This window comes from Rhizobium sp. ZX09 (genome assembly GCF_017357485.1).
Taxonomy (GTDB): Bacteria; Pseudomonadota; Alphaproteobacteria; order Rhizobiales; family Rhizobiaceae; genus Agrobacterium; species Agrobacterium pusense.
The window spans coordinates 617,025-630,095 of sequence record NZ_CP031364.1 but is presented as its reverse complement, the minus strand read 5'-3'; the positions used below and the strand labels follow the sequence as shown (position 1 = coordinate 630,095).

The window sequence follows — 13,071 nt, the reverse complement described above, 5'->3', positions numbered from 1 at the left end:
ATCTTTTGATGTGACCGGACTATGGCCGAGTTGGGGCGATAGCGGCGGAAATTAAGGCCGCCTTAGAGATTACGGCCGATATCCAGGAATTTCTGGCGGCGTTCGGCCCTAAGCTGCGTGCCCGAGCGCTGGGAAAGATCGGCCAGCGCCTTGGCGATAACGTCGCCTGTCGCGCTGATCACGGTTTCCGGGGCGCGATGCGCGCCACCGATCGGCTCGGGAATGATACCATCAATGACGCCGAGCGACTTCAGGTCTTCCGAGGTGATCTTCATGTTGGTCGCGGCTTCCTTGGCGCGGGTCGAATCGCGCCAGAGAATGGAGGCCGCACCTTCCGGCGAGATTACAGAGTAGATTGCATGTTCCAGCATGTAGACGCGGTTGCCGGTGGCAATCGCGATGGCTCCGCCCGAGCCGCCTTCGCCGATGACGACGGAGACGATCGGCACCTTCACGTTCAGGCACATTTCCGTCGAGCGGGCGATGGCCTCGGCCTGGCCGCGCTCTTCCGCACCGACGCCGGGGTAGGCACCTGCAGTGTCGATCAGGGTGACGACCGGCAGCGAGAAGCGGTCGGCCAATTCCAGCACGCGGATAGCCTTGCGGTAACCTTCCGGGCGCGGGCTGCCGAAATTATGCTTCAGGCGGCTCTTGGTGTCGTTGCCCTTTTCCTGGCCGATAATTGCGACGGGCTGTCCGTTGAAACGGGCAAGGCCGGCCTGAATGGCGGCGTCTTCGGAGAACTTGCGGTCGCCGGCAAGCGGCGTGAAATCCGTAAACAGCGCCTTGGCGTAATCGACGAAATGCGGACGCTGCGGATGACGCGCGACCTGCGTTTTCTGCCAGGCGTTCAGCTTGGAATAGATGTCCTGCATCGCATCGTTGACGCGCGATTCCAGGCGGTTGATCTCCTCCGAGGTGTCTATGCTCTCGTCTTCATCGGCAAGCTTCTTCAGCTCGATGATCTTGCCCTCAAGGTCCGAGATAGGTTTTTCGAAGTCGAGATAATTGTGCATGAGATCCGTTTCCGATCGTTTTGCGCAAGGTTTGACCGGATTATCCGGCGGTTCCGGTCGCTCTAATCAAGGTTTTTGCCCTGTTTGGCAAGGGGGTGATGTGTTTGTACCAGCTCTTGCAAGCGTTCTTCCAGCACATGTGTATAGATTTGTGTCGTGGAAATGTCGGAGTGGCCGAGCAGTTCCTGCACCGCGCGCAAATCCGCACCGTTCTGCAAGAGGTGGCTGGCAAAGGCATGGCGCAGCACATGCGGGGACACTGCCGAGGGGGGCAGCCCGGCCCGAATGGCGATGTCCTTGAGGTCACGGGCGAAGACCTGACGGGGCAGATAGCCTTCCTTGCTGTTGGATGGGAACAGCCACGGGCTATCCGTCGCTTCGGCCTTTTTCGTTGCCTTGCCTTTTTCTGAGACAAGCGCCTTTCGGGCGGCTTCATATTTTTCCATGGCCTCGATGGCCGCTCGGGAAAGGAGAACCATCCGGTCCTTGTTACCCTTGCCGCGGATCATCAGGAAACGTCCTTCCTGACGTAGCACTTTGACCGGAAGCGAGACGAGTTCGCTGACACGCATGCCGGTGGCATAAAGAAGCTCGAGCAGCAGATGCATGCGGATGCGCGCGAGCTGGCCGGGACCCTCGGTTGCCGCTTCCTGCGCCGCGAGCCCAAGGAGACGGTTTACATTGGCGACGCTCATCGTTTTCGGCAGGGCAAGGCCCTTCTTGGGCGCTTCGATGATGCCGGTCGGGTCGTCACTGCGCAGGCCTTCCGAATAAAGAAAGCGATAAAACTGCCGCATGGATGAGAGGCGTCTCGCCTGCGAGGTCGCAGCGAAGCCTTGCGCGGAAAGATGGGTCAGATAGGCGGAAAGGTCCGATGTGGCGGCTTCTGTCAGAGACTGGCCGCGGCTCCCAAGGAATTCGCGCAGATCCGTCAGATCACGCTCGTAAGATACGAGCGTGTTGGCGGCTGCACCCCGCTCGGCGCTCATCATCTCCAGAAAACTCTCCAGCCGCGCGCTGTCGCGCCCCGCCGCCGGTTGACCGCTCATGGGGTGCGCCTTGCCGGTTCTGCCCCCGGTGGGTTCAGCCTTTCCGAGGGAATGCGCACCGTTACTTCGCGGTCGCGGGGCTGAACGACCATGACAAGCAGCACCATGCCGCCATAGACCAGCCCCGCGATGGTCGCCAGTATCATCGTGAAGCGGAAGAGGGTGGGCATGGCAGCTCCGTGAAGGTGGCGGTCGAAACGTATATGCGGTGCGGCGAAACCGGCGGCAAGCTGAAAAAGCCTGCCACTGTCACCACCGCATGCGGCGATCATTGTGATTCACCGCAATTCAGTCAGCAATTTGGCTTGACGCTTCGTAAACATTTGCAGATATCCATGCCAAACGGGCTTTCAAATTTATGAGTGAAACGAATTTATCCGTCCCGGCCACACTCGGGGAGCAAGCGCGGGCAAAGCTCGGACGGCGCAATATCGTCTTTGTCGGACTGATGGGCGCCGGAAAGTCGGCGATAGGCCGCATGGTTGCCCAGCAGCTCAGGGTTCCCTTCATCGATACGGATGTCGAAATCGAACGGGTTTCGCGCATGACGATATCAGAACTTTTTGCCACCTATGGTGAAGAAGAATTCCGGGCGCTGGAAACGCGGGTCATCAAGCGGCTGCTGCGCGGCGGGCCCAAGGTCATCTCAACCGGCGGCGGCGCCTTCATAAACGACAATACGCGCCGGCACATCAGCCGTGGTGGGATTTCGCTGTGGCTGAAGGCGGATCTGGAGGTGTTGTGGGAGAGGGTGAACAAGCGTGATCACCGCCCGCTTCTCAAGACCGAAAACCCCAGGGCCACGCTGGCGGCCCTGATGGAGAAGCGCTATCCGATCTATTCGGAAGCAGATCTCACCATCGAATCCCGTGATGTCCGCAAGGAAATCATCGTGACCGAAGTGCTGGCCGCCATTGCCGGCATCGAACAGAAAGACTGATTCCCATGACGCCTTCTGAAATCCACGCCGATGAACGTCTCGTCCATGTGCCGCTCGGTGAGCGGGCCTATGACATTCTGATCGGGCCGGGCCTCATCGGCCGGGCTGGCGGCGAAATCTCGGCGCGGCTGAGGGGCCGGCGTGCGGCGATCATCACCGATGAGCATGTCGCGCCGCTCTACCTTGAAGGCTTGATGGACGGACTGCAGACGGACGGCATCGAGGCTGTTTCCCTGACCCTGCCGGCCGGTGAAAAGACCAAGAGCTTCGAGCATCTCGTCACTGTCTGCGATGCGGTTCTAGCCGCAAGGGTGGAGCGCAATGATGCGGTTATCGCGCTTGGCGGCGGCGTGATCGGCGATCTCGCCGGTTTTGCGGCCGGTATCGTCCGCCGCGGCGTACGTTTCGTGCAGATACCGACCTCGCTTCTGGCGCAGGTCGATTCCTCCGTCGGCGGCAAGACCGGCATCAACACCCGCCACGGCAAGAACCTCATTGGCGTCTTCCACCAGCCTGATCTGGTGCTGGCGGATACGGCGGTGCTCGATACGCTCAGTCCGCGCGAATTCCGCGCCGGCTACGCCGAAGTGGTGAAATACGGCCTGATCGACAAGCCGGATTTTTTCTTCTGGCTGGAAAAGAACTGGGACGACATCCGCAACGGCGGCCCTGCCCGCATCCAGGCGATTGCGACCAGCTGCCAGGCCAAGGCAGACGTGGTGGTGGCCGACGAAAAGGAAAACGGCGTACGCGCCCTTCTGAATCTCGGCCACACCTTCGGTCACGCACTGGAGGCGGCGACCAATTACGACAGCAAGCGGCTGGTGCATGGTGAAGGTGTCGCCATCGGCATGGTGCTGGCGCACCAGTTCTCTGCCCGCCTGAACCTCGCAAGTCCTGACGATGCCGCGCGCGTCGAAGCGCACCTGAAGGCAGTCGGCCTGCCTACCACGATGAAAGATATTCCTGGAGAATTGCCGCCCGTCGAAACGCTGATGACGGCAATTGCGCAGGACAAGAAAGTCAAGGGCGGCAAGCTCACCTTCATCCTCACCCACGGCATTGGCCAGTCCTTCGTGGCGGATGACGTGGCGGCATCCGAGGTGCAGTCCTTCCTGTCGGAGAAGCATCCGGCGTGAACTGGCGCTGAGAGGTACGGTGAGCGCGCCCCCTCATCGCCTCGCTTCGCTCCGGCACTTCTCCCCGGTGGGGAGAAGAACAAGCTGTTTTGGCAATGCTCTACCGGGAAAAGTTGCTTGCGCGTTGAGCAGGGCTTTGCTGCCCGGTTTCTTCTCCCCGCCGGTGAGAAGGTAGCCCGAAGGGCCGGGTAAGGGGGCTTGCTCTCGGTTCTGATGACAACCTTTACTTAAAACCGCACCGCTTCCCCCGGTGCCGCGGCCTCTATCGCCAGAGCATGCAGCCCGGCATCGAGTTCGGGCTTCAAAAGCGCGTTGATTGCCCGGTGCCGTTCGATGCGGGACTTGCCGGAAAAGCTCTCCGACACTATCTGAACACGCATATGCGTCTCGCCGGTACCTGTGATATCCGGCTGGTGGCCCGCATGCATCTGGCTTTCATCGACGACCCTCAGGCGCTCCGGTGAAAAGCTTTCCCGAAGCTTGGTTTCTATGCGCTCTCGCAGAGACATTCGAAGGGCTCCAATTCTGTTTGCCGGTCTTTGAAGGGGGCTCCCTAAAAGCCTGTAACATTCCGCTTTGTCAATTCTTGTTGTGCGGCTTTTCGCACCCCATAATCAGGGCATCATGAAACTGGATTCGAAATATTTCGATCGCATCCGCACGCGCCGGAAAAGGGAGCGGGAACCTGAGGTTCAGGCCCCCACCTGCCAGTGGGATGGATGCGATAAACCGGGCGTTCACCGGGCACCTGTCGGCCGCAATGCCGAGGGGCAATTCTTCCTGTTCTGTTTTGAGCACGTGAAGGAGTATAATAAAGGCTATAATTATTTTTCCGGCCTCTCTGACAGCGAGATCGCCCGTTACCAGAAGGAAGCGATCACCGGCCATCGCCCCACCTGGACGGTTGGCGTCAACAAGACGGCCCGCGACAGCCCGCTGCATTCCACGCTGCGCTCCGGCACGGCGAGCGGCAATGCCCGTATCCGTGATCCTTTCGGCTTTGCCGGCGGTTTTGCGGGTGGCTCGAAGGCAGGCGGCACCCGCATGCAGCAGGACCGCAAATTGAAGACGCTGGAGGCGAAAGCCTTCGATACGCTCGGACTTTCTTCCAGTGCAAAGCAGGAAGACATAAAAAGGCGCTATAAGGAGCTTGTCAAAAAGCATCATCCTGATGCTAATGGTGGCGATCGTGGTTCGGAAGAACGTTTTCGGGCTGTTGTTCAAGCATATCAATTGTTAAAGCAGTCAGGTTTCTGCTAAGCCAACTTCTGTGTTTACCGCCTGATTGATGATGTGGCCGGGTGGCTGCCGCCCGCCTTGGAGACGTGATGAGCAAAATCGACCTTGATATTTCCAACCTGCCCGACACGACGGTGTCCGTGCGGGAGGTTTTCGGCATTGATACGGATCTGCGGGTTCCCGCCTATTCCCAGGGCGACGCCTATGTGCCTGATCTCGATCCCGACTATCTTTTCGACCGCGACACGACGCTCGCGATCCTTGCCGGTTTTGCTCACAACCGACGTGTCATGGTCTCCGGCTTCCACGGCACGGGTAAATCCACCCATATCGAGCAGGTTGCCGCCCGCCTCAACTGGCCCTGCGTGCGCGTCAACCTCGACAGCCATGTCAGCCGTATCGACCTCGTCGGCAAGGACGCTATCGTGCTCAAAGACGGCAAACAGGTTACCGAATTCAAGGACGGCATCCTGCCCTGGGCCTACCAGCACAATGTCGCGCTTGTCTTCGATGAATATGATGCCGGTCGCCCGGATGTGATGTTCGTGATCCAGCGCGTGCTGGAATCGTCTGGCCGCCTGACCCTGCTCGACCAGAGCCGCGTTATCCGTCCTCATCCGGCCTTCCGCATTTTCGCGACCGCCAACACCATCGGCCTTGGTGATACGACGGGGCTTTACCACGGCACGCAGCAGATCAACCAGGCGCAGATGGACCGCTGGTCCATCGTCACCACGCTGAACTATCTGCCGCATGAGCAGGAAGTGAACATCATCGCCGCCAAGGTGAAGAGCTTCGACAATCCGAAGGGACGCGAAACCGTCTCCAAGATGGTGCGCGTGGCGGATCTTACCCGTTCGGCTTTCATCAATGGCGATCTCTCCACCGTCATGAGCCCGCGTACCGTCATCACCTGGGCGGAAAATGCGGAAATCTTCGGCGATCTCGCCTTTGCCTTCCGCGTGACCTTCCTCAACAAGTGTGACGAGCTGGAGCGCACGCTGGTGGCCGAGCAGTATCAGCGGGCCTTTGGCGTCGAGCTGAAGGAAAGCGCTGCGAACATCGTTCTCAGCGCCTGATCGTTCCCGGCTTGCCCGGAAAAGATCATCCATGACTTGAGGACGCCGGCGGATCGCGCATCCAGAGATGCGTGGGCCGCAGGCGTCGACAATCGACAGGAAAGACAATGGCAGCGCGCGGCGACAATTCCAGAGCGAAACCGGGTACGGCGGTCGATACGGAACCGTTGCGTCAGGCGATTGCCGGATGCGTGCGATCCGTCGCTGGCGATGCCGAAGTCGAAGTCGTTTTCGCCAATGAACGGCCGGGTCTTGCCGGCGAGCGCATGCGCCTGCCGGAAATTTCCAAGAAACCCACCGCGCAGGAAATTGCCATTACCCGCGGCCTCGGCGATTCCATGGCGCTGCGTCTCGCCTGCCACGATGCGGATACCCATGCGGTGATGTCTCCGCAAGGCGCTGAAGCGCGGTTGATCTTCGATGCGGTGGAGCAGGCGCGCGTTGAATCGATCGGTGCGCTGCGCATGCCGGGCATGGCTTCCAATATCCATGCCATGAACACGGAAAAATACGCCAAGGCGAATTTTGCCGGTATTACAAAACAGGATGATGCTCCTCTTGCCGAAGCCGTTTCGCTGTTGGTGCGCGAGAAGCTGACAGGCGAAAAGCCGCCGGAAAGTGCCGGCAAGGTTCTCGACCTCTGGCGCGACTTCATAGAGGACAAGGCTGCCGGCGACCTGAACGATCTTTCCAAGGTGATCGGCGACCAGAAGGCGTTTTCGCGTCTGGTGCGCAAGATGCTGACCTCCATGCAGATGGCGGAGGATTTCGGCGACGAGGATAACGAGCCGGAAAGCCAGGAAGCGGAATCCAACGAGGACCAGCCGCGCACCAACGAGACCGAAGAAGAGCAGGTTGAGGAAGAGGCCGGCTCCGACGCGACGCCCGCCGATGAGAACGAGGCCTCGCAGGAGGAAATGGAAGAAGGCGAGATGGACGGCGCCGAGATGTCGGACGAGGAAATGTCCGACGATCTCGACGAGGATTCCGAAACGCCCGGCGAGACCCGCCGTCCCAACAGCCCTTTCGATGATTTCAACGAGAAAGTCGATTACCGCATCTTCACGCAGGAATTCGACGAGGAAATCCACGCCGAGGAACTGTGCGACGAGGCCGAGCTTGACCGTCTGCGCGCCTTCCTCGACAAGCAGCTTGCTCATCTGCAGGGCGCTGTGGGGCGCTTGGCGAACCGTCTGCAGCGCCGCCTGATGGCGCAGCAGAACCGTTCCTGGGATTTCGATCTGGAAGAGGGTTATCTCGATCCGGCCCGCCTCGTCAGGCTCATCATCGATCCCATGCAGCCGCTCTCCTTCAAGAAGGAACGGGACACCAAATTCCGCGATACCGTGGTTTCGCTGGTCATCGACAATTCCGGTTCGATGCGCGGCCGTCCGATCACGGTTGCCGCCACCTGCGCCGATATTCTGGCGCGCACGCTGGAGCGCTCGGGCGTGAAGGTGGAGATTCTGGGCTTCACCACCAAGGCATGGAAGGGCGGGCAATCGCGTGAGCAATGGCTCGCCAGCGGCAAGCCGGCTTCGCCGGGCCGCCTTAACGATCTGCGCCATATCATCTACAAGTCGGCGGACGCGCCGTGGCGGCGCGCACGGCGCAATCTCGGCCTGATGATGCGCGAAGGCTTGCTCAAGGAAAACATAGACGGCGAGGCGCTGATGTGGGCGCATAATCGCCTGATCGGCCGCCCCGAGCAGCGCAAGATCATGATGATGATCTCTGATGGTGCGCCGGTGGACGATTCAACCCTGTCGGTCAATCCGGGCAACTATCTGGAGCGGCACCTGCGCGCCGTTATCGAGCAGATCGAAACGCGTTCGCCGGTGGAGCTGCTGGCAATCGGTATCGGTCATGACGTGACACGTTATTACCGCCGCGCGGTCACCATTGTGGATGCGGACGAGCTGGCTGGCGCGATGACCGAACAGCTCGCGGCGCTCTTTGAAGATACGAGCGGCGCTGCCGGTTCGTTCCGCAGGGTCCGTCGTGCGGGATAAGCAGGGCGGGGCGTCCTCCGCCCGGAAAACGCTCTTGATGGCCGCCATTCTGGCGGCCGTATCGCTTTGTCCGGTTTCCATTGGCGCGTCCGCCATCGATGTGCCGGTCAGCGTCCGTCAGCTCTCCGGTTTCGAAGTCGGCACCAGCGAAAAACGTTTCGGCAAGCTGGAATTCATTGGCGGCATGGTGATGAGTGCGCCGGAAAAGTTGTTCGGCGCTATCTCCTCCATTCGGTTCCGCCCCAACGGGGAGGACTTCGTTGCGGTGCTGGATACCGGCCACTGGCTGACCGGTAGGGTCACACGTGACGCTGTCGGGGCGCTGTCTGGTCTTGCTGAAGTCCGTATTACCCCGATGCTGGACATGAACGGCCGCGAACCGCCGCGCAAGATGGAGATGGATGCGGAAGGGCTGGCGCTCCGCGGCGGCAGGGTTTTCGTCAGTTACGAGCAACGCCACAGGATCGATATCTATCCCGATCCGGGCTTTGCCACCTCGAAGCCACTTGGCCGTCTGCCGCATCTCATTCCCAATAATGAGCTGCGCCACAATGGCGGCATGGAGGCGCTCGCGGTCTCGCCAGCCGATTCGCCGCTCGCCGGCGCTTTCGTCGTCGTTGCGGAGAAAAGCATTGATGCGGACGGCAATCTTCTCGCCGCGATCCTTGACGGGCCGCTGAAAGGCACATTCGCGGTTACCCACCATCCCTCGTTCGACGTGACTGATGGCGCATTCCTGCCCAATGGCGACCTGTTGCTGCTCGAGCGCCGCTTCAATTTTGCCGAAGGCGTCGGCATGCGCATCCGCCGCATAAATGGTGCTGATATCCGGCCGGGCGCGGTGGTGGATGGTGAAATCCTCATGGAAGCCGGCATGGCCTACCAGATCGACAATATGGAAGGCATGGATGTGGTGAAGGGGCCGGATGGTTCGACGCGCCTCGTCATCATTTCTGATGACAACCACTCTTTCCTCCAGCGCAACCTGATGCTGGAATTCAAGCTGGTGGAATAAAAAGCCCGCTCGCGCGGGCTTCCAATCGGCTTTTCACAGCACTTTTGCAGGCGGCATCGGCTTCAGTGTGTTCATCAGCGCGCCGTAGGGCAGCAGCATGACGAGGCCGACGAGAACCTTCACCGAGAGATCACCCAGAGCCCAGGAAATCCACCGAGGGGCCTCCAGAGCGAAGACGCCGAGCACCGGCGCGTTCTCGATGGCGAAGGCGTCGTTGGGGCCGACAAAGGAGAAGCTTGCGGCAAAGGCGATGGAAAAGAACAGCGCGGTATCCAGCACCGAACCCAGCATGGAGCCGGCAAGGGGCGCATGCCACCAGCGCTGGCGGCGCAGGCGGTTGAACACGGAAATATCCAGCAGCTGGCCGATCAGATAAGCCGTCCCAGAGGCGACCGCAATGCGTGGAATGGATGTCCAGAAGGACAGAGTGACACCAACGACGAAGCCGGCAAGCACCACGCGGCGCGCAACGGATGGGCCGAACTGGCGGTTGGTGAGGTCGGTAACAAGGAAGGCGACCGGGTAGGTGAAGGCGCCCCAGGTCAGAAGGTCGGCGAGATTGATGCCAAACAGCGAGCCGGAAAGCGGGTATTGCACCAGAATATTGGATGCGACGACGACGAGCGTCATCAACAGAACATAGATAAGCGTAAAGCGAAGATAAGGCATTTTTTTATCCTGGGTGATGCCACCAGTTGGAGCCACACATCAGGCTTTTCGAAACACCTCAATCGATTTTCGGAAAGTCGGATGCAAGTGAAATCTGAAACAAACAAAAGGCTTGAGCGGCATAAGCCATTCAAGCCCTCTGAATATCAGATGATGTCGAAACTGCTATTAAGCAGCTTCAGCCGTCTTCTTGGCGATCTGGCGGCGCAGGAGACGAGCGCGCATGCTCAGTTCGTTTTCGCCGGACTTCAGAAGGAAGGCATCGAGGCCGCCACGGTGTTCAACGGAGCGCAGAGCGGCTGCGGAAACACGCAGGCGGAAACGCTGGCCGAGAGCATCGGAGATCAACGTGACCTGGCAAAGGTTCGGAAGGAACCGGCGCTTGGTCTTGTTGTTGGCGTGGCTGACGTTGTTGCCCGTCTGGACGCCCTTGCCGGTCAATTCGCATACACGGGACATGGGTACACCTATTTCGTTTCGTCTGTTTCACCACTGGCTCGCCACCGGCAAAAACCGGGGTGGCAATCCAACTGGCCATGATTGGAAAGTTGCGGTTCTATAGTCAGACGAGACTTAACAGTCAAGCCGCTCGCGAGCAAATGAAAGGAAATTCCGGTGTTTTCAACCGGCATCCGCTTTTTTATTGCCACAAGTCGGCGTATATGATCGCCCGATAAGGCCGCTTCCGCGCCTCTTTTAAGGTGATATCGAAATGATTGCCAGAGGAAAAAGCATTTTCGTGGCCGCGACAATGGCGTTAGCGGGCGTCTCCCCCTCGCTCGCTGCCGAAGCGCGCCACACAAGCGAATACAGCATCAATCTCGGCATTTTGCCCATTGCCAAAGCGAGTTTTTCGACTCGCATGGATGGACCAAATTATTCGATCTCCGGGTCTTTCAGCGCCGCCGGTCTTGCCAGCATTCTCAAGGATATTTCCGGCAAGACGACCGTTTCCGGCGCCCGACGTGGCCACCGGCTGCAGGCCAACGAGTATTCGCTGGTCTATAAGGACGGCAAACGGGTGCGCACCTATGACGTTGTCTATCGCAACGGTAATGTCACATCGACAACGGTGAAGCCTGAGCCGAAAGCGCGGCCGGACAATTGGGTGGATGTGAAGGACCGCGACCTGCGCTCGGTTCTCGATCCGATTTCCGGTCTCATCATTCCCGCGGGCGGCCGCATCTGCCCGACTCGCCTGCCGATCTATGATGGCGAGTCGCGACTCGATCTGGTTTTGAGCTCCAGCGGCACCAAGCCGTTCAAGACCAATGGTTTTAATGGCGATGCCATCGTCTGCAAGGCGCGCTATGTGCCGAAGTCGGGTTACCGGCAGGGGCGCAAGGATATCGAATATCTGAAATCCATTTCGATGGAGATCTGGTTCGCCAAGTCGAACAACATGGATGTCTATGCGCCTGTTTATGCGATCATCCCGACGCGGGTGGGACAGGTCTACATCACCGCCACGAAATACGGCGGCTGACTAAGGCCGATGGTAGTGTAAGAAAAGCAGACGTTGCGGCGTATTTCTTCTCCCCGCCGGGGAGAGGGTGGCCCGAAGGGTCGGATGGGGGGCAAGCTCTCGCTTTGCCTCCTCATCCCGCTGCCAGCATTGCTCTGAAAGTTACTGCGCATCCCCAGGCGACCAGCCGGGTTCGGCCATGACGAAACTCGAAAAGGCAAAGCCCGGCGAGACGGTGCAGCCGGCGAGGGTATAATCACCGAGGCTTTCGGCCGACTGCCAGCAATTGGCGGGAACGATGACCTGCGGTCGCTCGCCTTCCAGAATAGCAGGGCCGAGCGTGAAGGTCTGCACTTCCCGACCATCCTGCGAAAGATGCAGCGCGATCGGCGCGCCGGCATAATGGTGCCACACCTCCACCGCATCGGTAACCCGATGCCAGTGCGAGCGATCGCCTTTTTCCAGGAGATAATAGATGGCCGTCGAATGACCGCGATCGCCGCCGGCCTTGTCACGGAAAGTCTGGTGGTAAAAACCGCCCTCGGGATGCGGCTCCAGCCCCAGTTCACGAATGATCGCCTGCGCAGATATATCCGTTCCCATCAAAAATTATCCTTGCGCGTGCGGATTTCCGCGAAGACGTCGGCATCGGTGGCGCTTTCTAGACCAAGATTTTTGCGAATGCCGGTATCCGCCACCCGCATATAAGGGTTGGTCTGTTTTTCGAGCCCGATGGTGGTGGGAATGGTGAATTCATTCGCCTGCCGTGCCTTTTCCACCTTTTCCGCGCGGTCACGCAGCGCGGCATTGTCGGGGTCGACGGTCAGGGCAAAGCGGGCATTGCTCAGCGTGTATTCATGGCCGAAATAGACCTTGGTCTCATCCGGCAAAGCCATCAGCTTCTGGAAGGAATGCCACATATCCGCCGCCGGGCGTTCGAAAAGGCGGCCGCAGCCCATGGCAAAAAGCGTATCAGCGGCAAACAGCAGCCCGTCATCCGGCATATAATAACAGATATGCCCCGCCGTATGGCCGGGTGTGGCGATGATCCGAACGCGGCGGCCGGCGAATTCGAATTCGTCGCCATCGGCCTGCGAGCGGTCGAGCCCCGGTATGGCCACGGCCTCATCATAAGGGCCGTAAATTTCGCACTGAAACTTGTCTTTCAGCGCAAGATTGGCTTCCACATGGTCCTGATGGTGATGCGTGGTGAAAATATGGGTGAGCTTCCAGCCGTGGCCGTCGAGAGCGTGCAGGATAGGGCCTTCTTCCGGCGCGTCGAAGGCGGCAGTCGCCCCGCTTTCGGGGTCGTGCAACAGAACCCCGAAATTGTCGCTGCGGCAAAGAAAGACGTCTATTTCCAAAGGTTTCATCGTGTCCTCTCCATTTGCCGGCCAAAACCGGCGCATTCGCCTGCCTGACTTTCCCAACTGACTTCCAATGTAAGG

Annotated in this window: 15 protein-coding genes; 7 read left to right on the top strand and 8 right to left on the bottom strand. The window is 59.5% G+C overall.

The annotated features are described in order from the left end of the window. Positions 1 to 62: 62 nt before the first annotated feature. The 3 genes from BTN45_RS17520 to BTN45_RS17510 form a co-directional block, all read right to left on the bottom strand. Positions 63 to 1,016 (bottom strand): acetyl-CoA carboxylase carboxyltransferase subunit alpha, encoded by a 954-nt coding sequence (locus BTN45_RS17520; RefSeq protein ID WP_004445681.1) that lies wholly within the window; start codon positions 1,014 to 1,016, stop codon positions 63 to 65. A 62-nt stretch (positions 1,017 to 1,078) separates the two neighbouring features. Continuing rightward, positions 1,079 to 2,065 carry a site-specific tyrosine recombinase XerD gene (xerD, locus tag BTN45_RS17515; protein ID WP_207590281.1) on the bottom strand — a complete coding sequence of 329 codons (987 nt, stop codon included), beginning with the start codon at positions 2,063 to 2,065 and terminating at the stop codon, positions 1,079 to 1,081. Continuing rightward, complete coding sequence (locus tag BTN45_RS17510; RefSeq protein WP_034497628.1) at positions 2,062 to 2,235, bottom strand: hypothetical protein; 174 nt, start codon at positions 2,233 to 2,235, stop codon at positions 2,062 to 2,064. The genes xerD and BTN45_RS17510 overlap by 4 nt, the downstream gene beginning before the upstream one ends. A 188-nt stretch (positions 2,236 to 2,423) precedes the next feature. On the opposite strand from BTN45_RS17510, the gene BTN45_RS17505 reads away from it, so the two are divergent. Together BTN45_RS17505 and aroB are read left to right on the top strand one after the other, a co-directional pair. Further along, a complete protein-coding gene (locus BTN45_RS17505; RefSeq protein ID WP_004445677.1) occupies positions 2,424 to 3,005 on the top strand; it encodes a shikimate kinase in 582 nt (193 codons plus the stop codon). Positions 3,006 to 3,010: 5 nt separating this feature from the next. Beyond that, the gene (gene aroB / locus BTN45_RS17500; protein WP_207590280.1) at positions 3,011 to 4,144 is read left to right on the top strand and encodes a 3-dehydroquinate synthase; all 1,134 of its coding nucleotides are present in this window, start codon (positions 3,011 to 3,013) and stop codon (positions 4,142 to 4,144) included. Between the two features lie 227 nt (positions 4,145 to 4,371). On the opposite strand, the gene BTN45_RS17495 is transcribed toward aroB, so the two are convergent. Next, the gene (locus BTN45_RS17495) at positions 4,372 to 4,653 is read right to left on the bottom strand and encodes a BolA family protein (protein ID WP_004445674.1); all 282 of its coding nucleotides are present in this window, start codon (positions 4,651 to 4,653) and stop codon (positions 4,372 to 4,374) included. A gap of 115 nt (positions 4,654 to 4,768) precedes the next feature. On the opposite strand from BTN45_RS17495, the gene BTN45_RS17490 reads away from it, so the two are divergent. The 4 genes from BTN45_RS17490 (at position 4,769) to BTN45_RS17475 (ending at position 9,489) form a co-directional block, all read left to right on the top strand. Beyond that, positions 4,769 to 5,404 carry a J domain-containing protein gene (locus BTN45_RS17490; RefSeq protein ID WP_207590279.1) on the top strand — a complete coding sequence of 212 codons (636 nt, stop codon included), beginning with the start codon at positions 4,769 to 4,771 and terminating at the stop codon, positions 5,402 to 5,404. Positions 5,405 to 5,472: 68 nt separating this feature from the next. After that, positions 5,473 to 6,462 carry a cobaltochelatase subunit CobS gene (cobS, locus tag BTN45_RS17485; RefSeq protein WP_004445672.1) on the top strand — a complete coding sequence of 330 codons (990 nt, stop codon included), beginning with the start codon at positions 5,473 to 5,475 and terminating at the stop codon, positions 6,460 to 6,462. 107 nt (positions 6,463 to 6,569) lie between these two features. Further along, the gene (gene cobT, locus BTN45_RS17480; protein ID WP_113381503.1) at positions 6,570 to 8,474 is read left to right on the top strand and encodes a cobaltochelatase subunit CobT; all 1,905 of its coding nucleotides are present in this window, start codon (positions 6,570 to 6,572) and stop codon (positions 8,472 to 8,474) included. A gap of 37 nt (positions 8,475 to 8,511) precedes the next feature. Next, a complete protein-coding gene (locus tag BTN45_RS17475; RefSeq protein WP_207590276.1) occupies positions 8,512 to 9,489 on the top strand; it encodes an esterase-like activity of phytase family protein in 978 nt (325 codons plus the stop codon). Between the two features lie 33 nt (positions 9,490 to 9,522). Here the strand turns inward: BTN45_RS17475 and BTN45_RS17470 are convergent, their stop codons facing one another. Together BTN45_RS17470 and rpmB are read right to left on the bottom strand one after the other, a co-directional pair. Next, a complete protein-coding gene (locus tag BTN45_RS17470; protein WP_207590274.1) occupies positions 9,523 to 10,158 on the bottom strand; it encodes a queuosine precursor transporter in 636 nt (211 codons plus the stop codon). Between the two features lie 168 nt (positions 10,159 to 10,326). After that, entirely contained in the window at positions 10,327 to 10,617 is a 291-nt protein-coding gene (gene rpmB, locus BTN45_RS17465; RefSeq protein WP_003509888.1) for a 50S ribosomal protein L28, read from the bottom strand. A 253-nt stretch (positions 10,618 to 10,870) separates the two neighbouring features. Between rpmB and BTN45_RS17460 the strand changes: the two genes are divergently transcribed. After that, a complete protein-coding gene (locus BTN45_RS17460; RefSeq protein WP_207590272.1) occupies positions 10,871 to 11,644 on the top strand; it encodes a DUF3108 domain-containing protein in 774 nt (257 codons plus the stop codon). Between the two features lie 141 nt (positions 11,645 to 11,785). Here BTN45_RS17460 and BTN45_RS17455 read toward each other — a convergent pair whose 3' ends face one another. Together BTN45_RS17455 and gloB are read right to left on the bottom strand one after the other, a co-directional pair. Further along, positions 11,786 to 12,226: a cupin domain-containing protein gene (locus BTN45_RS17455; protein ID WP_207590270.1), complete on the bottom strand. Its 441-nt coding sequence runs from the start codon at positions 12,224 to 12,226 to the stop codon at positions 11,786 to 11,788. Further along, complete coding sequence (gene gloB, locus BTN45_RS17450) at positions 12,226 to 12,996, bottom strand: hydroxyacylglutathione hydrolase (RefSeq protein ID WP_207590269.1); 771 nt, start codon at positions 12,994 to 12,996, stop codon at positions 12,226 to 12,228. Before gloB ends, BTN45_RS17455 begins: the two co-directional genes overlap by 1 nt. Positions 12,997 to 13,071: the final 75 nt, after the last annotated feature.